We start from the raw sequence: 21,507 nt of genomic DNA, 5'->3' as shown, positions 1-21,507 counted from the left end.
ATAGATCTTGAAAGTCGCTTTTGCCACCCAGGATCTGAAGTGCGTGGATGCGCATTTCGGTTGGGCCAAGAACATCGCTATCTACGACGTCACTCCGGACGCTCACCGCATCCTTCAGGTCATCGAGTTCGGTGACGATCTCACGGAAGATGGCCGCAAGGATAAGCTGACGCGGAAAATCGACGCCATCAAGGACTGCACGATCCTTTATGTCGCTGCGATCGGCGGCTCGGCCGCGGCACGCGTCGTTGCCAACAAAATCCATCCGTTAACGGTGATCAAGCGCGAGGCGATCGAGACCCTCTGCATCAAGCTCGAAGATGCGCTGAAGGGCTCCCCACCACCCTGGTTGCGCAAGGCGCTCGGAGGTACGAGCAAAGCCCCCCTCCATTTTGACGACTGCAGGACGCTTCCATGACAGACGCTGCTTAACCCGCTTTCTCCCGCACTGCGACTCGAGTCGGCCGCGCTCGCAATCGAGAAAGCGACTGGCGTCATGATCTTGACGATACTTAGAGATGCACCTCGAAGAATTTGAGCGCATGGACCTGCTCGGCGGCCGGTTCATCGTCATCAACAAACAACCGCGCGACGTGAACCGCTTAGACTTCGACGATTTCGGCACGCTCGCAGCCACGGTTAATATGTCTGTCGGCCGAGCGGCGTAGGCCAATCGGACCTGCACGATCTATCGACGGCGCTTACGCCGAACTTGGCCTCGATCCTGAGCGTCGCGCAGAAGGCTCATGATGCCTTCACCAAGCTTGATCGCAAGCGCAAACAGAAGAGACAGAAAACAGCGCAAAATGATCGCAATCATGTCCTACGTAACCCGCGACGGACGCGCCTGGATACCGGACTATCTGGTATCAATCGATACCCAGAAGTGCATCGGCTGCGGCCGCTGCTATAAGGTTTGCGGCCGGCAAGTCATGACGCTGAAGGGCATCAACGAGGATGGCGAGGTCATCGGCCTCGATGATGATGATGGTGACTTAGAGAGGAAGGCCATGGTGATGCAAGACGCCGGTGCATGCATCGGCTGCGGCGCCTGTTCGCGGATCTGTCCTGCGAACTGCCAGACTCACACCCGGCCGCTTGAACTCGGGCCGGAGTGGACGAACCCGCAAGTCGATCCGCCGCCGTTTTAGGCAGCGTTCTTGGCCTCCGCAAGCCATCTGTCGGCCCGTGGGCGGCTCGGCGCCGGACATCACTGCGACGAACCCGATCGCACCCGTTCCCCCGCGTAACTTTTCTACTTGGAACTGTGAACACACCGAGCCCGGTGAACCTGACGACGGTCTGCTCTCTCGTGCGACCGTGCTCTGAGCCTCGAGGGCTTGTCCTTGAACAGACCGAACCCGCTAGCCGGCGTTGTGCGCCTGTACCACCATGCTCCGGTGCAAGTTGTTTTGCCGCAACCAGTGGGCAGCTCCTGAGCACGTTGTTCTTAGTGCTATGGAGCTTAGGTTAGCGCGGATGTGCTTAATGCCTAAGGCTCGGCAAACGCATCGCCGACAGCGAACTATTCGTCACCACGCCGATCATCGCTTACGACGCCCTGACCGTGACGCCCTAGCTTTGGGGTACGCCACGGCAGCGTTGAGACAACGAAAAAGAGCCGTTCGTGTCTGGTCCGATCGACCTCCAAGAAGGCGACGCGGGATGGGATGATAGTACACATCTATGGACGAGTCCGCCGACAGCGCCAGAGTTAGCGCCGCCGACCTGTCACAGGCGCGATGGTTTTCGGCCGCCTTAGTCCGCCGGCGTCGACGAACGTTTCCATACATGGGATTCCGGACTGCTGTGTGCGGTACGCCCGGTACAGCTGTGCCATTCCGCTTCTCGTGCGCCACCGAGGCCGGTTGTCGCAGATCCGACACGCGAGGCGGAGCAACGGGCGGTGGCGGCGAAATGCCAGTGATTTCCGTCTTCTGTGTGCTCTGGCACGAGAGTTGCGATCTGTTGAACGATCCATAACAGCGGGACGTGCGATGATTGATTTGACGGAGAGCGCGGTGAATGCGGTGAAGGCAGCGATCTCGATGGCGCCGCAACAAACGAGCGGTTTGCGCATCATAGTCGAAACCGGCGGCTGCGCCGGGTTCAAGTACGTGATGGCCCTCGCCGTGGAAGCCAATCCGGACGATACTGTTATCGAGCGTCACGGCGTCAAGCTGTTCGTCGATCGCAAGAGCCTGACGCACCTCAACGGCACCACCATGGACTTCGTCGTGGGTCTAGATGGCTCCGGTTTCACGTTTGATAACCCCAATGTGAACTCACACAACGACTAACGAAGTAGCGATGTGATGCACGCACTGCCCGAGTCCCTATGGAATCAGAGAGCATCGCATCCGCCGTGCGAAGAGCGCACGAGCAGCGGCTCCCGCAACCAGAAGTTCAGATCATGAAAGTCACGATCCGCCGCTCAACGGAGACCGGTCTGTCGATTTACGTGCCGAAGAAGGATCTCGAGGAGCCAATCGTCGAAGCCGAGCACGAGACGCTGTGGGGCGGGTGGATCAAGATCGCCAATGGCTGGGTGCTCGACCTGCCGCACATGGCCTCCGACACCCAGTTGCCCATCACGATCAGCGCCAGGAAGCGGGGCGGAGAGGGATAGGAGTGATGAATGCGCTCGCCCCATACACGAATTCGCCGGCCCCACCCCGGCGCTGAAGCACATCAGAAGACCTCACCAAGTCCGCCCATGCCCCGTGAGAAGGCACCCCTGCAAGCGCCTTCGCCAAGCCACATTCGTTTTCGCCGCTTAAGTTGCCGCCAATCAGAAGAGGCTAGTAAAATTGCGCAACGGGAAGCCCTCTTCGCCGGGCGCTGCCATTTGACCCCGCCCACCTGGCGTAGCCCGCACCGATCTCGGCGATGATCGCTGGTACGGTTTTTTTTATGGCAAGCCGCGAAAGAAGGATGGACCACAGTCATAAGGCGTGCTGCATCGGCTACGGTCTTCACGTTTTTCGCCTGCAGCAGAAAACGGGCAACTCCTGCGCACCTACCGGGCTGTTGAAGAACTCAGCCGCGTCTACAGCGAACGCAAAGTCGTCGCCAATGTGGATCTAGAAGTGGCTCATCGCCGACACATGACAACTCGGTGCGGGGCGATCCGTGGCGGGTGACTTGGCAGCCATCAAGGAAGCCCTTCAGGGCAGCGAAGGCACATTTGTTGTCGGGCTTGTCCTCGAAGGTGAGATGCGCCTCTTCGACAAGATCGAGAAACTCTCTGTCCCGGTTGTCCATCTTGACAATGTTCGTCAGCGACCGGCCAAGCCCCAGCCGAAGCCGTGCACCTTAGCCTTCAGCCCGGTCCCGCGATAAGATTCGGCAATCGCACCAGCTTGTAGGCGGTGGCAACGAAGATAGAGGCCCATTTGGCGCGCTCACCACCATGAAACCTGTCTCTTGCCCGGCAACCGTATTGATCCCGCCGAATGCCTCCCGACCCGCTTGCAGATGCGCTGGCTTACGGCTAGTGACCGACCCAAACTCAGAGCTACGGCCGCTGGTATTCTGTGAAACATGCGCGTCACGTTCATCGAGCGCGGCTCATTGACGAACTCTTCCGCATCGTGGGCCGGCCATTCAGCACGCGGCTCCATCATGTGCAGCGCTGCGATGCATTCGGCATGCCCGCCAGCATGAGGCAGGCGTCGGCCAGCCGGTCGTGGCGGTTCTGCATCAGCCCGTGTCCACAGTGGCGTCCTCTTGCCTTTGCCCTTCCTGCAGCGCGGTAGCGCCTAGCATCGGGACTGGTGGTCGACGCATGGAGGTCCTTCCAGCGTGTTTTGGCTATGGAAGTCGGGCCGGCGGCTCGCCAGAGTCGTCCTTCGGACTGCCGATTGAGCACCCGGCCGCCGTTTTTCGAGAACATCGAACATCCCGGACCACGTCGTCACCCCCGATTGCGACAAACCAGCGGACAGCGGGCGGGTATTCCAGCCGCTCTTCACAAGCCGTTCCGCGCGGATCAAATAAAACGCCTGCAACAGCGTCGCCCGCAGCAGCTTCACTCTGCGAGATCGCAGCCCGTCCAATCGTCGAATAGAGCGCAGCGCAGTCCCGCTCCAACGCCGACAGCGCCTCGTTCACAATCGTTAGAATCGCGGCGGATGATCACGCCGCACCCGCGTCTCCAGATCAAGCTAGCTATACAGCTCGCCCATTCGATTATCGCCGCGACCCAGGCACCATCTCCGAAGTTTGTCGGAGCCGCCAATGGATCACGGTACCACCATCAGCGGCGAGCGACTTTTTTTCAACGGCCTGCTAGAACGCGACGGACGCCCCTACGCTTGGCGGGCGTCCCCCTTCGGCGCGCGACCAAACGCTGTCTTTAGAGCGAACTCCTCTTTGCGCCCTGGGCTTCAATTCGATTCATTTTAATTTGCGCGCGCGGCCAGGTTCGGGCTGACGCTCTGGCTCATGATAGCCAGATACGATCGGTCGAACCGGGGATGCGCAGACCATTTTCGTAAAAGCGCTCTCTGGTAACGCCAAATTCGTCCATTTTCCAACGTGCGTCGGCTACCCGACATACTCGACTTCTGTAACGACCAATCTTGCAGGCGCAAACCAGCGCATGGACCCAACGCTGGCATAGAGGTTGCTGAAGGCCGTTCTAGAACGACGCATCAGACGCTTGGCAAGATCCGAGCTTCCAATCTATTCGGTCTCCAGGGAGAATGACCAAATGTACGCTTCAGCTCAACACGGCGCTAGCAGGAGCGATATCCTCACCGCTCTCGGCGATACCAAGCAGGTCGGGCGCAAGAGCTGCAGCACCTCAGGTTGTTGCGGTCAAGGAAAGTGCGGATCGCAAAAAGGGCAGGGAGATCTGCCGTCCGGACTCTGGGACAAAGTGAAGACCCATCCATGCTATAGCGAGGAGGCGCATCATCACTACGCGCGCATGCATGTCGCGGTGGCACCCGCTTGCAATATTCAGTGTAACTACTGTAATCGCAAATACGACTGCGCAAACGAGTCGCGCCCTGGCGTGGTCAGCGAGAGGCTGTCGCCCGAACAAGCTGTCAAGAAAGTACTGGCGGTCGCCTCGGCCGTCCCGCAGATGACGGTGCTCGGCATTGCTGGCCCGGGCGATCCGCTGGCGAACCCCAAAAGGACGTTCAAAACCTTCGAGCTAGTCAAGACCGCGGCCCCCGACATAAAGCTGTGCCTGTCCACAAATGGGCTTATGCTGCCGGATTACATCGACGCCATTTCCAATTTCAACGTCGACCATGTCACGATCACCATCAACACGGTCGATCCTGAGATCGGCACTCGGATCTATCCTTGGATCTTCTATAAGCACAAGCGTTACACCGGCCATGAAGCGGCTAAGATTTTGACTGAACGCCAGCTTCAGGGGCTTCAGATGCTCACCGAGCGCGGTGTCCTCACCAAAGTCAACTCTGTAATGATACCGGGGATTAACGACCATCACCTTGCGGAGGTCAACAAGGTAGTGAAATCGCGCGGCGGTTTTTTGCACAACATCATGCCGCTTATCTCCTCACCGGAGCACGGCACTGCTTTCGGCGCCAGCGGTCAGCGTGGCCCGAGCCCTCAGGAGTTGAAAGCCGTTCAAGACTCCTGCGAAGGCGAGATGATTATGATGCGGCACTGCCGTCAGTGCCGCGCTGACGCTGTCGGTCTGCTTGGCGAGAGCCGCACCGCCGAGTTCACCATCGAGAGGATCATGTCAATGGAGCTGAACTACGATATGGACACCCGTAAGGCTTACCGAGCCAAGGTCGAGAAGGAGCGCGCCGCTATGATTGTGGCAGGGCATGACGCGCTTGTCGGACTGGCGGATGTGTCAAGCGACATCAAGGTGCTGGCTGCGGTCGCGACTAAGGGCTCTGGTCTGATCAATGAGCACTTTGGCCACGCTGCGGAGTTCCAGGTTTACGAGCTCTCGAAGGCAGGGGCGAAATTCGTAGGCCACCGCCGCGTCGATGTCTATTGCCAGGGCGGCTACGGCGAGGAGGGCAGCTTGGCTTCGATTATCAGCGCAATCAATGATTGCCACGCAGTGTTCGTGGCTAAGATCGGCGCCTGCCCGAGGGAGGCCCTGATCAAGGCAGGCATCACGCCAGTCGATCAATTCGCCCATGACTTCATCGTCAAGTCGGCGATCGTGTGGTTCACAGCCTATCTGAAGAAAGTCAACAGCGGCGAGATTGCACACGTGCAGCGCATTCAGGCCGGCAGTCGCAACGCCACGGTTATTTCTGCAGCTTGAGGAGACATCAATGCCATTCAAGATCGTTTCTTCGCAATGTACGGGCTGCTCCGCCTGCGAGCTGGAATGTCCGAATGCAGCAATCTTTGAGAGGGATGGCTCTTTCGTAATCGATTCAAAGAAGTGCACTGAGTGCATCGGGCACTTCGACGAGCCGCAATGTGTGGCCGTTTGTCCTGTGGACAGAACCTGCGTCATCGATACCTCGCTACCGCGCTACCAAGCGCCTGCTAGAGGGGAAACAGCATGACCTTCATGGTCATACCGACAACGCGCCAATCGACGTCAAGAATGCCCCGCAGCGACCGCGGCATTGGAGGCAGCTTTCTGCTCGGGCGACTGCTCCCAGCCTGGCAGCCGCCCGAGCGTAACCGCTGAGCCCCGACCGGCGGGCCGGGTCGCCGAGCGGCGGCTCGAGATCCAGGAGCTACTGGAGCTCGACCCCAGCGATACAATCGACGCCAAGGTTTTGCTGAACGTGTTCGAGAGGACAGACACTATGATGAGTTATGGCGGCGTCGAGGCTCTCGACCGGAACGCCAGGTCGACGCAATCGTTGTCTGAATTGGCGGTCCATGGCGCGGGCGCCTACCAGATCAGTCGCGCTTAGGTGTACCATTGCTAGCACCGCACCGCCTTTTCCTCGCCCAGCGCCTCGACGAGGCCCACCCGCCATATTCGCGTATCGTCGCTGCGCAATCGCAGTAGGGCTCTCATTCTGGTCTTGCGTCACCTCTGCTGGGCGATCTCGTCAACAGATCCGCGGGCATCCCCTCAACGCCTGGCCGAGCAATTTGGTGTGCCGTCGCGAAACGCTCCGCATCGCGCGACGAAGATGCGAGTTCGAAAGCCGATCGAGAATGGCAGCCTGCAGCCGATCGTTGCCGGCGAGGCCGGCGAAAACTCAGATGCTAGCATGTACCGGCTAACACCGGAGCTCCCTGGAGGGATAATCAAGACGAGGCCAATGTCCACCCGGTCGTGGCCCAAGGCATTTTACGCATGGCTACCCGGCATGCTTACCTAACGCCACGCTGCAGTGCACTTGACGGCCCGCCATCCGACATCCATTTCAGCGTTACGGCTCGTGCCGTGGCTGGCGAGCTCATGGTGCGGGGCGAAAGCCATGATAGCCTCGTGCAAAACGCGCGCGGCCGCCGGCCACCCCTCCGCTGGAGCGAGGAAATGCGAGTATGAGCGACCACGTGAACGACGACGACTTTATCGAGCTAACGGCCCAGCCGTTTTTCAGCTATGGAGAGAAAGTGCGGGCAACGCGCACCATTCGAAATGATGGGACGTATGCTGGCAAGGAGATCGGCGAGGTTCTCGCTGTGAAGGGCGAGATCGGCTATGTCGTCTCGATTGGCACCTTCCTCCAGCGATTCTACATTTATGGCGTCGATTTCATCGAAAGCGGTCGCCGCGTCGGGATGAAGCGCAAGGAGCTTGATCGCGTTGCGCCGCGCGACGGCATCAGGCACGTCCAGTTACCGGACGAGTGCTGATAGTCGCGCTGGATTGACAATTGTTAGTCGCCGGCACGTAAGGGGCAGTCGATCGGCACCACGACCGCGTCTTTTCCAAGAATCGACCGACGATGTCTAGGCGCGCGCCGACCAACTAGGCGCATTATGTTGCTGACCGACACTATGCAGACCTGTCGATCCAAATCGTTGATTCCGCGGGTGGCGGTCGGTCGCCTCCCAGGCGAGAAAGCGGGCGGTACGCATGCGCTTGCGGCACGAAGGCATCACCGGATGCACATCGAAACATGAGAGGGCACACGAGCGACGCATCTACGTACGATTATTCCAGTGAGAACGTGCTTTTATGGAAGATCGCACACACGGCGGTGCTTCTGCACGGCAGGACAACGGCGGCCGGTGCACACTTCCGGCTCTTCGCTGGCCAATGGCCGGCCTGAGGCCTCGCGATCGACGCTCGCTTCAGCGCTCGTCAGCCAGGGGTAAGACCAGAATATCCCAGAGCATTGGCGTAACTAGGCGCCGCCGCATCCGACCCGGCTCGCTCTATCTCGGCTCTCGGGTTTCCCTGCCGCGGCCAGTCCAGCCATAACGTGACAGGCGTCTTCCTAAGGAAGCCGCACCATCGCTGTGCGGTCCATTGCTCGCGCCAGAAGCTCCTTCTTATCGCGCTTTGGCGAGGCGCCTGCAGTTCAGGTTGCCCGAACGTCTTCAAGCACCTGCATGATTGCAACAGCCGTTAGCGCCAGTATTCATCGCTTATCCGTGGCTTCGTCGCACTTGTCGACGACAGCGAGATGTTCGCGCCGGGAGCGCGCTTCCTGCCTTAGGCGATCGGTTTAACGCTGCGCTCCATCAAGAAGGCGCCGAACAGCAGCCGAGCAGGGTTCAGCCAGCCCACGCCCCTTTCGGGAGAGTCGGCCTCCGCCCGAGGCGAGGCTGTCGCTCTCGATTCCCGCATGCGACAGGCTCTGGGCGGCATAGCTGATCCACTTTCGTCCGTCACAGACATTGGACAATGGCTCCTTAACTGTCGCAATACCGATCTGCACCGACGCGTCTAAACGCTAGCGCCCAACCTGAAGCAACCTTTCCCCCGCCTATGGCGGCGCAGATACGCTGTGATCTTACCATGGCGGCGCTCCTTTGTCTGGATCCTCACACTGGCCTGACTTTCGTAGAGGCGACATCCCTTCCAACTTCGGCTCCGGGCGAACCACTTTGCGAGCGTACTCAGCGCCTTAGTCCGCGCGGAGCCAACGGCACACCAGTTGCACTTCGCATACAGCAACACGGTGGGAGCTGAGAGCTCGGCTGGCGGCTCCAAACTCTCCCTACCGAATCCTCGGGTCGCCGCTTCTGACGGTGGCTCAATGCGACGCGAGACTGCGCGGTGCTTTTGGCACCCGCTTAATGGAGATGAACATGTCGTCACTGAGGCAAATCGCATTTTACGGCAAAGGTGGTATCGGAAAGTCGACTACGTCCCAGAACACGCTCGCAGCGCTTGCTGAGATGGGCCACAGAATCCTTATCGTGGGATGCGATCCTAAGGCGGACTCTACGCGCTTGATCCTGCACGCTAAGGCGCAAGACACCATTCTCAGCCTCGCCGCCAGTGTCGGCAGCGTCGAAGACCTTGAGATCGAGGACGTCATGAAAATCGGATATAAGGACATCCGCTGCGTGGAGTCCGGTGGTCCAGAGCCTGGCGTCGGTTGTGCTGGGCGGGGGGTCATCACCTCCATCAATTTTCTAGAACACAACGGTGCCTATGAGGACATCGACTACGTATCCTACGACGTGCTCGGCGACGTCGTCTGCGGCGGCTTCGCAATGCCGATCCGCGAGAACAAGGCGCAGGAAATCTACATTGTGATGTCCGGCGAGATGATGGCCATGTACGCCGCCAATAACATCTCCAAAGGCATTCTGAAATACGCCCATTCAGGCGGCGTCCGTCTTGGGGGGCTTGTCTGCAACGAGCGTCAGACCGACAAGGAGCTGGAGCTAGCGGACGCGCTGGCGAAGAAGCTGGGAACTCAGCTCATCTACTTCGTGCCGCGAGACAACATCGTGCAGCATGCTGAGCTGCGCCGCATGACGGTGCTGGAGTATGCGCCGGACTCCAAGCAGGCGGATCATTATCGCAACCTTGCATCCAAGATACACAACAACGGCGGGAAGGGCGTTGTTCCGACCCCGATCAGCATGGACGAGCTGGAGGATATGCTGATGGAACACGGGATCATGAAGGCGGTAGACGAGAGCCAGATCGGCAAAACCGCGGCCCAGCCCGCGACGCCATAAGGATCCTGCCGGTCTCCTCGTCTCATGGGGCCGGCTATCCAGCGGTCTTTCCAATAGCGGCGGGGCATTTCTTGGCTGAGGTGCAAGCGAGTAACATGGAAGTGTCGAACTCTCGATCGGCTGAGCCGAGCGCCGTTGTGCAACAGGTCGGAATCGCGCTCTATCGACTGCTCACGGGCAGCAACCCAGCGGAAGCCGAAATCAGCGCCGACGATGATTTCGATCGTCATGCACTGGCCTCAATCCTGGTCGCTGCCGCGTTGGATGGCGGCTCGATCGTAGAACGCGTTGGAATTCCAGAGCATGCCCTGAGAAAACTGCTCGCCGGCTTTTTCCCGGCGGCCGCGGCCCGCGCCTTCACATGGATACCAAACTCATCCTCCGACGTCCATGACGAAACCGCTGTCCTGCGCGAGCTCCTGCTCGCGCAGCGTTCGACTGCCGGCGACGTCGGCCATTGGCTCGCGGCAATGGTAGCGCGACGTGCAATGGAGCCTCACCACCTCTGGCAGGATCTCGGGCTGCGCGGGCGTACGGAGCTGTCCCGTCTCCTGACGCGCCATTTCGCGCCACTGGCCCGCCGGAACACCGGGAATATGCGTTGGAAGCGCTTCTTCTATCGCGTGCTCTGCGAACGCGATAGTTTAGGTATGTGCAGGGCGCCAGTCTGCACCCAATGCGCCGATTTTGGTCGTTGCTTTGGCGAAGAGAGCGGTGAGAGCCGCCTGGTCGAACGCAAGCTGTAGCTGAGGTGGCACGTGCATTGCTCACTTCGATGATTGGAATGAATATGGAAAGACCCAGATGACGGCACCCCGCCCGACACCATCAGACCTTGATCAGTCCCGATCTCTCGTCGACCAACAACATCATCTCGACCGATGGCACACCAAGCGCCAACCTCCAGAAAGCAAGACGGTGCCGATCGCATCAGCGCTAATTTCCGCAAGCATCAACAACGCCACAGCTTCATGGGGAAGTGACGGCCTTGCGCGAACACCGGTCCGTCGTGCCAGCCAACTCGTCCGACGACGGTCGGCTCCGGACTACCAGCATCGGCCACTGTTGCCGACGCCCGGAGTGAGCGCGCCGATGCGGACTCGCGGCGTGCAGATCGCCACCAATTAGATCGCACCGGGCCGGACGTTGAGGCGCAACGCTCGCTCGGCATATCAGCGCACCCGCGAAGCAGACCCGGCCGGTAGAGACCGCAGAGTATGAAGGAACTTGAATGTCTGATGGAATTATCGCGCGCCTCAGCAAAGCCGCTTCTGCCGAAGAGTTCTTCGCTCTGTTAGGCGTCGACTACGATCCTAAAGTGGTCAACGTTGCGCGGCTGCACATTCTCAGGCGCATGGGCGAATATCTTGCTAAGGAGAGCCTTAGCGATCTGGCGGACGACAGCGTTGCTAAACGGTGCAAACTCGTGCTTGAGCGCGCATATTCAGATTTCGTCACGTCACCGCCGATTGAACAGCGCGTGTTCAAGGTCTTAAAGGACGCCGCGCCCGACACCAAGCCTGTACCCGTACTAGTGCAGATTGGTAACGAAATTGAACTGCCCTCTGTCGGACTGGCTACGCCTAGTCGCAGCGGCGTACTGCCCTCCGGGCGCCTAGCGGTTACACCCGAAACCTCCGCCGACTGAAACGTTCTCGTTCTCGTTGGTGTGATTGCCATTCCACTCTGAACTGTTTTGGGGAGATTAGTCTTGGAGAAGATCATGCACTTGCTCGTTTGCATCAAGCAGGTTCCAGACTCCGGACAGATCCGCGTGCATCCCGTGACAAATACCATCATGCGTCAGGGCGTGCCGACCATCATCAACCCGTACGATCTCTTTGCATTGGAAGCTGCCCTTGAGCTACGCGATCAGTTCGGCGGCGAAGTCACGGTGTTGACTATGGGCCCCCCTTCTGCCGAGGACAGTCTTCGCAAGGCGCTCACCTTCGGCGCGGATCGTGCGGTGCTCCTGACCGATCGCTTTTTCGCGGGCGCGGACACCCTAGCCACAACCTACGCTTTGGCGACAGCGATCCGTAGGATCTCGAGCGAGTTCGGCGCCCCTGACATTGTCTTCACAGGAAAGCAGACCATCGATGGAGACACCGCACAGGTCGGCCCTGGCATCGCAAAACGGCTTGGCCTGTTTCAGCTCACCTATGTTGGCAAGATCAGCGCACTGGACTTGCATGCCCGCACCATCGACGTCGAGCGACGCTCTGAGGGTGGCGTCCAGTTGCTTCGGACACGGCTCCCCTGCCTGGTCACGATGCTCGAAGCGACGAACCAGATCCGCCGCGGTGCGATGGCTGATGCGCTGCGCGCTGCCCGCGCGACGATCCTGAAATGGAGCGCGCAACAGGCGGGGGTTGATGACATTTCACAATGCGGCTTGCGGGGCTCGCCCACCGTCGTCAAGCGCGTTTTCGCACCAGCCGCCCGCAACGAGAAGGCCACGATGATAGAGCCTGACGAGCAGCCCGCGGAGGCATTGATCAACGCTATTTTCAGGTGCCGGCCGGCCCTCGAGATCGAGCTCGCGGCACTGGCGCGCGGCTATTGAGCTAAAGAAAGGCGCAACATGAATACCGCATCTGAAATCGGCGCTTCCCCTTCGAGTCGCGCCGCGGCTAAGAAGCAGCTGTCTGACCGCTTCAAGACCTACAAACATGTGTGGGTCTTCATCGAGCAAGAACGCGGCCAGGTCCACTCTGTATCCTGGGAGCTAATGGGCGTTGGCCGCAAGCTTGCTGACAAGCTCAAAGTTGATCTCGCCGCAGTGGTGATCGGGCAAGAGGGCGAGGCATCGCAGGCCGCCGCTACCGAGTCGTTCTGCTACGGAGCCGACCTTGTCTATATGGTCGCCGATGATCTGCTCAAGGACTATCGCAACGAATCCTATATCAAGGCGCTCACCAAGCTCGTCAATAGCTACAAGCCCGAGATCTTGCTCCTAGGCGCGACCACTCTAGGCCGCGACCTAGCAGGTTCAGTCGCAACGACATTGCGCACTGGTCTGACTGCCGATTGCACAGAGCTCGACGTCGATGCCGACGGTTCCCTCGCCGCGACGCGTCCGACCTTTGGCGGCTCGCTGCTATGCACGATCTATACGCTGAACTACCGTCCGCAGATGGCTACAGTCCGGCCGCGCGTGATGCCTGTGCCAGAACGCTGCGCGCGCCCGATCGGCCGCATCATCACCCTCCCGCTTGGACTTGTCGAGGACGATATCGTAACGAAGGTGCTGTCGTTCCTACCGGATCGCGATTCCGCACGATCCAATCTCGCTTATGCCGATGTTGTCGTTGCCGGAGGCCTCGGCCTTGGTTCGTCTGAAAACTTCCGGCTCGTGCGCCGGCTCGCCGACGTGCTAGGTGCCGAGTTTGGCTGCTCGCGCCCCCTGGTGCAAAAGGGTTGGGTCACATCCGACCGGCAAATTGGCCAAACCGGCAAAACCATCAGGCCAAAGCTCTACATCGCCGCCGGAATCTCCGGAGCCATTCAGCACCGCGTCGGTGTCGACGGCGCCGACCTTATCGTCGCCATCAACACCGAAAGGAACGCGCCTATCTTCGAGTTCTCGCATTTAGGCATTGTCGAGGACGCGATCCGGTTGCTGCCAATCCTGACCGAGGCGTTTCGCGCCCGGCTGTCGCCGCATTCGCGCGACCGGATCGCAGGATAGGACAAGGAGAGACCTCGTGACCGCGGAAACATTTGACATCATCGTCGTCGGGGCAGGTATGGCCGGCAATGCAGCGGCGCTCACGCTTGCCAAGCACGGCCTGAAGGTTCTTCAGCTCGAGCGTGGCGAATATCCCGGGTCGAAGAACGTGCAGGGTGCGATCCTCTATGCCGATATGCTGGAGGCGCTTGTCGCTAACTTTCGACAAGACGCGCCGCTTGAGCGGCATCTGGTCGAACAGCGCTTCTGGATGATGGATGACCGCTCTCACACCGGCCTGCACTACCGCTCCGACGACTTCAACGAAGAAAGGCCGAACCGCTATACTATCATCCGCGCTCAGTTCGATAGGTGGTTCTCGCAGAAAGTTCGCGAAGCTGGCGCCACGGTGCTATGCGAGACAACGGCAACCGAACTAATGCAAGATGCTAACGGCAAGGTGGTGGGTGTGCGGACTGACCGCGCCGATGGCGAGATCCATGCTGGCGCGGTGGTCCTCGCGGAAGGCGTCAACGGCCTTCTTGGCACGCGGGCCGGCGTACGCAAGCGGCCTACGCCGGACACGGTCGCACTCGCCGTGAAGGAGATGCACTTCCTACCGCGCGAAGTTATCGAGGCCCGCTTCAATCTTAAGGGCGATGAAGGGCTCGTCATTGAGGCTGCGGGCACCATCTCCCGCGGCATGACAGGCATGGGCTTCATCTACACCAATAAGGAATGCATCTCCCTTGGCATCGGATGCCTGGTCGCGCACTTCACAAGCACCGGGGAAACACCGTATGGTCTGCTCGATCGCTTCAAGCGGCATCCTTCGGTCGCTCCGCTGATCGAGGGATCGGAAGTCAAGGAATATGCCGCTCACCTCATTCCCGAGGGTGGCTTCAAGGCCATTCCGCAGCTATATGGCGAGGGCTGGGTCGTCGTAGGCGACGCCGCTCAACTCAACAACGCTATGCATCGCGAGGGCTCAAACCTCGCAATGACATCGGGGCGACTCGCGGCCGAAGCGATCATCCAAGTCAAGTCGCGCGGCGCCCCAATGACAGCGACGAATCTGTCAATTTACAAGACGATGTTGGACCATTCGTTTGTCATTAGGGACCTAAGGAAGTACAAAGACATGCCCGCGCTGATGCACACCTACTCCCGGAACTTTTTTCTGACATATCCGGAGCTCGTCTCGGAATCGATGCAGAATTTCTTGCGGGTCGACGGGACACCAAAGGCCGAAAAGGAAAAGCAATCACTAAACTCCTTCGTCAAGAGCCGTTCGTGGAGCGGCCTGCTCGGTGATGCCGTTCGCCTCGCGCGCGCTTGGCGGTAACGCTTCTCTCACACCCCCATGAGGGCTAACCATGTCGACCGACCGATCCGCGCGCGTCGAGGACAGGCTATTCTACAACCGCTACCTGCTTGATCCTGGGCACCCTCACATCAAGGTGCGGCCACACACGATGCCATCCTCGGAGCTCGTGAGCATGCTGACAACCTGCCCGGCTCACTGCTATGTAGCTAACGACAAGCACCAGATAGAAGTCGCCGTGGACGGCTGCATCGAGTGCGGCACTTGCCGCGTGATCTGCGAGGAGAGAGGTGACATCGAGTGGAGCTATCCGCGAGGTGGTTACGGCGTACTGTTCAAGTTTGGCTAATAATTCGGCTCAACGTAGCTGTGATCTTTCAGGAAGTGCCCATCCGTTCTGAACCGAGAAAGCTGAGTTTCCGAAGCTGCAGTGTTCTGGGAGAGACCGGATGAACACCCACAAGAATGCGCCGTTGATGCCCAAAGGTCGATAGGCGATGCTGCGGAGGAGTAGGCTGCCGCAAGCCGATGGCTGACCTGTGAAACATCTTGCCGAAGACGATTGAAAATAGGTCAAGCGGTTCCGCGCGGAAGGTGTTGCTTGGTTGCGCAATCGCTCCTCCAGACCCTTTCGTCGCCAAGTCCCGCCAGCCACATGTGCAGGCTTCGACGCATTGCGCCGACATCTACACCGGCACGCAGATCGCCGACCAGGTCGAAGTGTCGACGGCCGCCGTCAGCCATCCTCGTCGCTTAGAATTGAACCGGATCGCGAGGAGCTGACTGAGCGGGGAAGGCCGATATGAGCGTGAAAGCCCAGGCGAGATCATTCACATCGACATCATAACGCTGTGGCGTTTTTGGAGGGATCGGAGACGGCATTACCCGGCGCTCCCAGCCCGTCTACATTGACGACCACTCCCGTGTCGCCTTTTCCGAGATCAAGCCATTGGCGCCCAAGGGACGCTGCTGCCTTTCGGACGTCCCTAAGACCCGCGCGGCATTTTTGGTTCGGCGTGCAATAGACGTGTTTCTGTTGCCTAACCTCGTCTGCAATGTCCCCGGCCGCGCGCCGCAAGCCGTCCATCACCGGAACAGTTGCGCCCCTCCACGTGCTCAACGCCGCGGGATTTGGTTACGCGAAGAAGTACTCACACCATGATCGCGCAATCATCAAAACCTCCGGCCTGCTGATGTTGCCATTCAGAGAGACATTTTCTCTTTCTTAAATTGACCATTGACCCATTTCTGTCGTCTCCCCTAAGAAGCGCAGCTGCAACGAATGCGGATTGAACACAACCGGGGATCGCAGATGAGCCACATATCTCAAGCGCCCAGTGCGCGAGTGACGATTCCGCTCCTTCAACAATGGAAGGAGGAACGGCGGCGCATAACGATGACCACCGCCTATGACGCCGTGACAGCGCGGATTGCCGATTCCATCGTCGATATCCTCCTCGTGGGCGACAGCGTCGGCAATGTCTGTCTCGGCTACGACAATACCCTTCCGGTCAGCATGCCGATGATGAACTATCATCTGGAGGCTGTCGCGCGCACAAGACCTCGTGCGCTGCTCGTGGCTGATATGCCGTTTCTCAGCTTCCATGTCAGCCCGCAGGAAACTATCCGCAACGCAGGTGGCTTCCTGCAACGGGGAGCAGATGCCGTCAAGCTGGAAGGGGGCGCCAAGCGCATCGACATGATACGCGCGCTGGTCCAATGCGAAATCCCGGTGATGGGACACCTCGGCCTCACCCCGCAAAGCGTCAACGTCATGGGCGGCTTCAGGGTGCAGGGTCGCACGAGCGAGGCTGCATTGCAACTGCTCGAGGACGCGCACCGGTTAGAGCAAGCGGGATGCTTTGCGCTCGTGCTCGAGGGCATTCCGGCCGAGCTTGCAGCGCGTGTGACCGAGATCCTGAAGATTCCGACCATTGGGATCGGCGCGGGAGCGAAATGTTCGGGCCAGGTACTCGTGTTCCACGACGTGGTCGGATTGACGGAGGGGCACCGGCCGAAATTCGTGCGCCCCTATTCGAACGGATTTCAGGTCTTGCAGGATGCCCTCGCAAGCTGGGCGACCGATGTCCGGGAGGGCACATTTCCGGACGCTCAGGAGTCCTACCGTTTGCCGGAATCCCTGGCGGAGGTCGTCGCAAACTGGACGCCAGGCGAGCGGGACGGAATTTAGCGTCGTGCGCACCATAAAAACCGTCCGCGAGCTGCGCCGCGCCCTCGCTGGTCACAAACCGAATGGTCGCGTCGGATTTGTGCCCACAATGGGATACCTGCACGATGGTCATCTCGCGCTTGTTAAAGCGAGCCGGGCACGCTGCAACACCACGGTCGTCAGCATCTTCGTCAACCCGGCCCAGTTTGGCCCGAAGGAAGATCTCAGCGTGTATCCACGGGACTTCCCCCGAGACGAACGACTGTGCCGCGAGGCTGACGTCGATATTATCTTTGCTCCCGGGGCGGAGGAAGTGTATCGGTCGGGGTTCGACACCTTTGTCGAACCGGGTGCACCGGCACAGCCCCTCTGTGGCCCGTTCAGGCCCGGCCACTTTCGGGGTGTTACGACCGTCGTCTGCAAGCTGTTCAACATGGTGCAGCCTGATCTGGCGTTCTTCGGACAAAAGGACTTTCAGCAATGTGCCGTAGTGCGGCGGATGGTCACCGATCTCAATCTCCCGATCGAAATCGTCACCGTCCCGACGGTTCGCGATCCGGACGGGCTCGCCATGAGCAGCCGGAACCGCTATCTCAGCGCTCCTGAACGCAGCAGCGCCCTTTCCATCAGCCGCGGCCTTTTCGCAGCAAAGGCTGTCTTTCAGGCAGGCGAGCGCGATTCCATCCGGCTGTTGTCACTCGCCAGGCAGACTATAGAGATCGACGAGCTGCAATACCTGGAAATCGTCGATGCCGAAACGCTCACGCCAGCTACAAGCGAGCTGACGCGTCCTGCTGCGATTTGTGTCGCAGGTTATGTTGGCTCAACCCGGCTGATCGACAACATCCTGCTCGATACCACGGAGGCTCGCAGGCTGACCGCGCGGTGATAAGCGAGCACGATCTCCGTCGCGCCAGGAGGCAGGGCGGTGCTCCAGCGCGCGTGCTGATCCCAGCCGCGCTCACTGCGATGATGTTGCAGCTCGTTCGACCTTTTGCACCTTGAGTGCACGACGCTTCATTGTCGCCGTCAGCTTTTTTGCTTTTGCCGGGCGAGGTTTCTTTGGAAAAACGATGCCGGCTTGAGATAGCTCCTTCGGTCCGCGCTTCGTCATCATCATTCTCCGAACATATCTGGTTGATTTCGGGACGGCGCCGCAGCAGCTAACGCCGCACACCTGGCCGCTCGCCAGCTCGCGGCGGTGAAGCTGGATGTCGCGCGCCGCCTGGCGCGCTGAGCAGCAAAAACAAAGCCCTGTTAGCCTCATACCGGGCGGCCAGCCGGCTACGTTTTGAACCTGCCATGACCAGCATCCCTTCATCCGTCGAGAGCGACCAGAACCAGCCGCGGCCACGGCGAGTGAGCAAAATCTCATAATAGGGAAAACGGTCGGACATCGAATCCATTGTTCGTCTGCGCGCGGCGAGTTCCGGACCACCCGCTCGGCCGCGCCTGCCTAGCGGATGGGTTCACATCCAACCGTTGGGGGGCGTGCTGAACAGCTGGATCGGCCTGTTGCAATCCCGCTGCGGTGAAAATCATCAACAAATCCCAGTTCAACGCCGAATTCCGCCAGGACAGCCGGGTCCGTTCTTGCCCCTAGTTGCGCAATGTCGTCCGTGTTCGTTGACACCCGGCCTGGGTGCGTCATCCGGGCTAACAGTTTATATTGTCCTACTTTCAGACGAAAGATCAAATTTGCAACGTGCCTGCTCGTGCCCTTATTTTCCTTCACGTTTTCGGAGTCGCCCGTGTTGGACCCAGCGACGAGTGTCCTTCTCCGCGCCGTGCTTGATGAGGTCTGCCAGGAGATCTCCCGCAGTGAAACTGGCCTTCGTGCCCATGTCGCCTCCAAGTTGATCGAAGCCGCAACCAAGGGTGAGACAACAGCGGAGCGCCTAAGGCAGGTCGCGCTTGAGGCACTTCGCTCGACGCCGACGATGTGGCGCTAGGGAAGGGCGTGGCTGTGACTTTCAAGGTTCGTGTTGAACATCCTGGCCACCGGCAAAGACGGCCTCGCACAGATGCCGGATCTCAAGCAAATATACCAGGTTTAGCTACGGTGGATCCGATTAGGCCAAGCGCTCGAGAAGAATGATCGCATACTTGAGCTAGCCTTTTCTCAGAAGTTGATCGAGCGCATCGATCGAGATAGCGCGTCACCGAACAGAGCCCCGTGCCCTGGAGGCGATGGAAGTAAAGTCGCCTGCTGTCAGCGAGGGCACCAATATCAACAGCGCTTTTCTCGATGCGATTGTAGCTGGCGAGCCGCAGCGCATGACAACAAGCAAGCCGGTGTTCTAGCGACGCCTTTGGCTGCACGCGGATGGAGCCGGTCGCCAAGGCGGCCGGCAGCGGCCCGCACGTCTGCATCTAAACGCATCATACGCTCGTGAAGGTAAGATCGTGCTGAGGGGAAATTTAGCTAGGCCTTCCGGCCTTCTGAGGTTGGAGCGCGCTAATTTTGCTCGGGCGCATCTCATGCCTCGCCCTGGTTATTGGAACATGCTGGCTTCTGGGCGGTTCAATGAAAGGGCCCTTGTGCCCCCACGGTCCTGCCGCATACCCCCAAAGCCCCCCAAAGGCGGGACCGTGCCCCCGCGGAGTCCGCCATGGCATTCCCGACCGAAGAGCAGATCAAAAACAAGGCCCACGAGCTCTGGGAGAAAGCAGGCAGGCCGGAAGGGCGCGAACTCGAATTCTGGCATCAAGCCGAACGCGAGCTGCAGGAGCAGGCAGAGCGCGGCGCTCCGGAAAATGGCTCGCCTGACGCGATTTAGCCGCCGCCGTTTGGCACTCTCTACACGGGATCATGTTGTGCGTGCCCGCAAGACCGCCCGAGCGGAGTGAGCGACGAGCAGACGGGTGGAAACGGTTCGGCCGGGTTATTCGTCAACGTCAACTCTCATCTCGCGTGAGCTCTGCACGTCTGATTGGACGGGCCTCAAACCGCTGGCCATTCAGATCCACGTCCGTCTTCCTCTTCTTCAATGCCGGTCGTTGTCGATGGCGTCGTTCGTTCCGCGCTCGCTCGGCATGTTTTCTGGCTTGGAGCGCGGATCAATCGCTCACGCGCACATTAAAGCGCGATGAGAATGAGATGAATCCTCGTCGCGCTTTAGGTTATTGTTTGAGCCTCCGAAAACCGCTGCACACTTCTCGGGATCATGCTCTAGAAGTTTTCAGTGTTTTGGCAGTGGTGAGGATAACCCGAGCAGCCCCAGAATTTGAAATGGGTTGTGTGATTCTCCCGGATTTTCATAGAGCGACCGCAGGCGGGGCAGGTCTTGCGAGCAAATACCCGCTGGTCCTTCGCCAGCGTCATGATCCTGACTTCGCCGGCGCCGCTGGCGGCGAGTGTCCGGACACATTCCCCGGTGGTCTCCCCGGTCGTGTAGACATCGTCGATCAGCAAGATCTTGTTATTGTTCCATCTGAAATTAGAATGGAAAGCGCCTTTGATTGCTTCGGCGCGCTCCAGCGAATTCATCTGCTTGTAGCCCTCGATTTCCTTGACGACACGCAGGCCCTTCAGCTCCAGTTCGATGTCCTCATCGAAATGATCTGCTGCCTCATTGAGCAGCAATTCAAAGCGATTGCGCTGTTGAGAAGGCTTCATCGGAACCGGCACAACATAGTCCGGTGCCCAGTCGAGGGTTGCGATGGCTCGACCTACGGCCTCACCGAGAATCTTGGCGTGGGTATCATCACTCTTCAGCGACAACACGGCTGCGCTCACGCTTCGCCAATATAGCCGCGGCCAGGAATGTTCGCGTCTCAGCAAGGTGGATGCCTTCGACATGAAGACGTCCGGTGCACTGGAGGAAAGCTCGAAGATTGACGTAGGCCCCCATCGGACCGCAACAGAAGTCACCCCGGCATGGTAACTGGCTTCGATGTCACCGACATCATCACCGATGTAGAGCGTTTCCGTCGTCGCAGCCACGCCGACACGACGTAGCGCTTCCAGGATCGGCTCGGGGTCGGGTTTGTGGTTCTGGGTATTGCCGTAGCTGACCAGCACGTCGTAAGGGATGCGGAATTGCTGGAGGACTGAAGTCGCGTACCATTCAGGCGAAGAGGTGACGATGCCGATCCTCTGTCCGTCCGCCCTGAGAAGGGCGGGAAGCTCATGAGGCGCCGCGCGGCCTTGCGCGGGGAACGGCCGGATCAGATGCATATTCTGCCGGACATTGTCCCACATCTGAAAGCGACGTTGCTGCGCAATGGCCGAGCTATCGAAAAGCGTCATGTCGAGGTCAAACAGGAACATCC

General features: G+C 59.4%; 22 protein-coding genes and 2 pseudogenes. 21 read left to right on the top strand and 3 right to left on the bottom strand.

Going from position 1 to position 21,507, the window contains the following annotated elements; genetic code table 11:
- The first annotated feature begins 7 nt into the window (after window positions 1-7).
- The 7 genes from nifX to L6639_RS40180 all read left to right on the top strand — a co-directional run bounded on the left by nifX (window position 8) and on the right by L6639_RS40180 (window position 3,342).
- Window positions 8-418: a nitrogen fixation protein NifX gene (gene nifX / locus L6639_RS40210; protein ID WP_128929923.1), complete on the top strand. Its 411-nt coding sequence runs from the start codon at window positions 8-10 to the stop codon at window positions 416-418.
- Between the two features lie 100 nt (window positions 419-518).
- Window positions 519-668 carry a DUF269 domain-containing protein gene (locus tag L6639_RS40205; RefSeq protein WP_232995640.1) on the top strand — a complete coding sequence of 50 codons (150 nt, stop codon included), beginning with the start codon at window positions 519-521 and terminating at the stop codon, window positions 666-668.
- Between the two features lie 11 nt (window positions 669-679).
- Window positions 680-913 (top strand): CCE_0567 family metalloprotein, encoded by a 234-nt coding sequence (locus tag L6639_RS40200; protein WP_128930194.1) that lies wholly within the window; start codon window positions 680-682, stop codon window positions 911-913.
- On the top strand, window positions 819-1,151 hold the full coding sequence (gene fdxB, locus L6639_RS40195; RefSeq protein WP_128929924.1) for a ferredoxin III, nif-specific: 333 nt from the start codon (window positions 819-821) through the stop codon (window positions 1,149-1,151). The genes L6639_RS40200 and fdxB overlap by 95 nt, the downstream gene beginning before the upstream one ends.
- Window positions 1,152-1,997: 846 nt before the next feature.
- Window positions 1,998-2,300, top strand: coding sequence for a HesB/IscA family protein (locus L6639_RS40190; RefSeq protein ID WP_128929925.1), 303 nt, complete (start codon window positions 1,998-2,000; stop codon window positions 2,298-2,300).
- 113 nt (window positions 2,301-2,413) lie between these two features.
- Window positions 2,414-2,629, top strand: a complete 216-nt coding sequence (gene nifT, locus L6639_RS40185) for a putative nitrogen fixation protein NifT (protein ID WP_128929926.1) — start codon at window positions 2,414-2,416, stop codon at window positions 2,627-2,629.
- A 515-nt stretch (window positions 2,630-3,144) separates the two neighbouring features.
- Window positions 3,145-3,342: a hypothetical protein gene (locus L6639_RS40180; RefSeq protein ID WP_164934261.1), complete on the top strand. Its 198-nt coding sequence runs from the start codon at window positions 3,145-3,147 to the stop codon at window positions 3,340-3,342.
- A gap of 122 nt (window positions 3,343-3,464) precedes the next feature.
- Here L6639_RS40180 and L6639_RS40175 read toward each other — a convergent pair.
- Window positions 3,465-4,160, bottom strand: a pseudogene (locus L6639_RS40175) (transposase); the annotation flags it as partial.
- Between the two features lie 554 nt (window positions 4,161-4,714).
- Between L6639_RS40175 and nifB the strand changes: the two are divergent.
- From nifB to panC, 13 genes and pseudogenes are all read left to right on the top strand, one after another.
- Window positions 4,715-6,271, top strand: coding sequence for a nitrogenase cofactor biosynthesis protein NifB (nifB, locus tag L6639_RS40170; RefSeq protein WP_128929927.1), 1,557 nt, complete (start codon window positions 4,715-4,717; stop codon window positions 6,269-6,271).
- A gap of 10 nt (window positions 6,272-6,281) precedes the next feature.
- Window positions 6,282-6,521 (top strand): 4Fe-4S binding protein, encoded by a 240-nt coding sequence (locus L6639_RS40165; RefSeq protein WP_128929928.1) that lies wholly within the window; start codon window positions 6,282-6,284, stop codon window positions 6,519-6,521.
- Between the two features lie 943 nt (window positions 6,522-7,464).
- Window positions 7,465-7,779, top strand: a complete 315-nt coding sequence (locus L6639_RS40160; RefSeq protein WP_128929929.1) for a nitrogen fixation protein NifZ — start codon at window positions 7,465-7,467, stop codon at window positions 7,777-7,779.
- Window positions 7,780-9,183: 1,404 nt separating this feature from the next.
- Window positions 9,184-10,068, top strand: a complete 885-nt coding sequence (gene nifH / locus L6639_RS40155) for a nitrogenase iron protein (RefSeq protein ID WP_128929930.1) — start codon at window positions 9,184-9,186, stop codon at window positions 10,066-10,068.
- A 95-nt stretch (window positions 10,069-10,163) separates the two neighbouring features.
- A complete protein-coding gene (locus L6639_RS40150) occupies window positions 10,164-10,814 on the top strand; it encodes a nitrogen fixation protein NifQ (protein ID WP_128929931.1) in 651 nt (216 codons plus the stop codon).
- Window positions 10,815-11,299: 485 nt separating this feature from the next.
- Window positions 11,300-11,611: pseudogene (gene nifW, locus L6639_RS40145) on the top strand (nitrogenase stabilizing/protective protein NifW); the annotation flags it as partial.
- A 180-nt stretch (window positions 11,612-11,791) separates the two neighbouring features.
- Entirely contained in the window at window positions 11,792-12,634 is an 843-nt protein-coding gene (locus L6639_RS40140) for an electron transfer flavoprotein subunit beta/FixA family protein (protein WP_128955188.1), read from the top strand.
- Window positions 12,635-12,652: 18 nt separating this feature from the next.
- A complete protein-coding gene (locus L6639_RS40135) occupies window positions 12,653-13,759 on the top strand; it encodes an electron transfer flavoprotein subunit alpha/FixB family protein (RefSeq protein ID WP_128929933.1) in 1,107 nt (368 codons plus the stop codon).
- Window positions 13,734-15,083, top strand: coding sequence for an FAD-dependent oxidoreductase (locus tag L6639_RS40130; protein WP_283810024.1), 1,350 nt, complete (start codon window positions 13,734-13,736; stop codon window positions 15,081-15,083). Before L6639_RS40135 ends, L6639_RS40130 begins: the two co-directional genes overlap by 26 nt.
- A gap of 31 nt (window positions 15,084-15,114) precedes the next feature.
- Window positions 15,115-15,411 carry a ferredoxin family protein gene (locus L6639_RS40125; protein ID WP_128929935.1) on the top strand — a complete coding sequence of 99 codons (297 nt, stop codon included), beginning with the start codon at window positions 15,115-15,117 and terminating at the stop codon, window positions 15,409-15,411.
- Between the two features lie 200 nt (window positions 15,412-15,611).
- Window positions 15,612-15,845, top strand: coding sequence for a hypothetical protein (locus L6639_RS40120; RefSeq protein ID WP_128929936.1), 234 nt, complete (start codon window positions 15,612-15,614; stop codon window positions 15,843-15,845).
- Between the two features lie 529 nt (window positions 15,846-16,374).
- Complete coding sequence (gene panB / locus L6639_RS40115; RefSeq protein WP_128929937.1) at window positions 16,375-17,253, top strand: 3-methyl-2-oxobutanoate hydroxymethyltransferase; 879 nt, start codon at window positions 16,375-16,377, stop codon at window positions 17,251-17,253.
- Window positions 17,254-17,257: 4 nt separating this feature from the next.
- Window positions 17,258-18,121 (top strand): pantoate--beta-alanine ligase, encoded by an 864-nt coding sequence (panC, locus tag L6639_RS40110; protein ID WP_164934262.1) that lies wholly within the window; start codon window positions 17,258-17,260, stop codon window positions 18,119-18,121.
- Window positions 18,122-18,193: 72 nt separating this feature from the next.
- Here panC and L6639_RS40105 read toward each other — a convergent pair whose 3' ends face one another.
- Window positions 18,194-18,346: a hypothetical protein gene (locus L6639_RS40105; RefSeq protein WP_164934263.1), complete on the bottom strand. Its 153-nt coding sequence runs from the start codon at window positions 18,344-18,346 to the stop codon at window positions 18,194-18,196.
- A 1,498-nt stretch (window positions 18,347-19,844) separates the two neighbouring features.
- Here L6639_RS40105 and L6639_RS40095 point away from each other — a divergent pair.
- Window positions 19,845-20,012 carry a DUF2934 domain-containing protein gene (locus L6639_RS40095; RefSeq protein WP_128929940.1) on the top strand — a complete coding sequence of 56 codons (168 nt, stop codon included), beginning with the start codon at window positions 19,845-19,847 and terminating at the stop codon, window positions 20,010-20,012.
- Window positions 20,013-20,404: 392 nt separating this feature from the next.
- On the opposite strand, the gene L6639_RS40090 is transcribed toward L6639_RS40095, so the two are convergent.
- On the bottom strand, window positions 20,405-21,505 hold the full coding sequence (locus tag L6639_RS40090) for an HAD-IA family hydrolase (RefSeq protein ID WP_128929941.1): 1,101 nt from the start codon (window positions 21,503-21,505) through the stop codon (window positions 20,405-20,407).
- Window positions 21,506-21,507: the final 2 nt, after the last annotated feature.

Origin of the sequence: Bradyrhizobium zhengyangense (assembly GCF_022012555.1) — a bacterium.
Lineage (GTDB): Bacteria > Pseudomonadota > Alphaproteobacteria > Rhizobiales > Xanthobacteraceae > Bradyrhizobium > Bradyrhizobium zhengyangense.
Note: the sequence above shows the minus strand (reverse complement) of the source record. Positions and strands in the feature narration are given on the sequence as shown.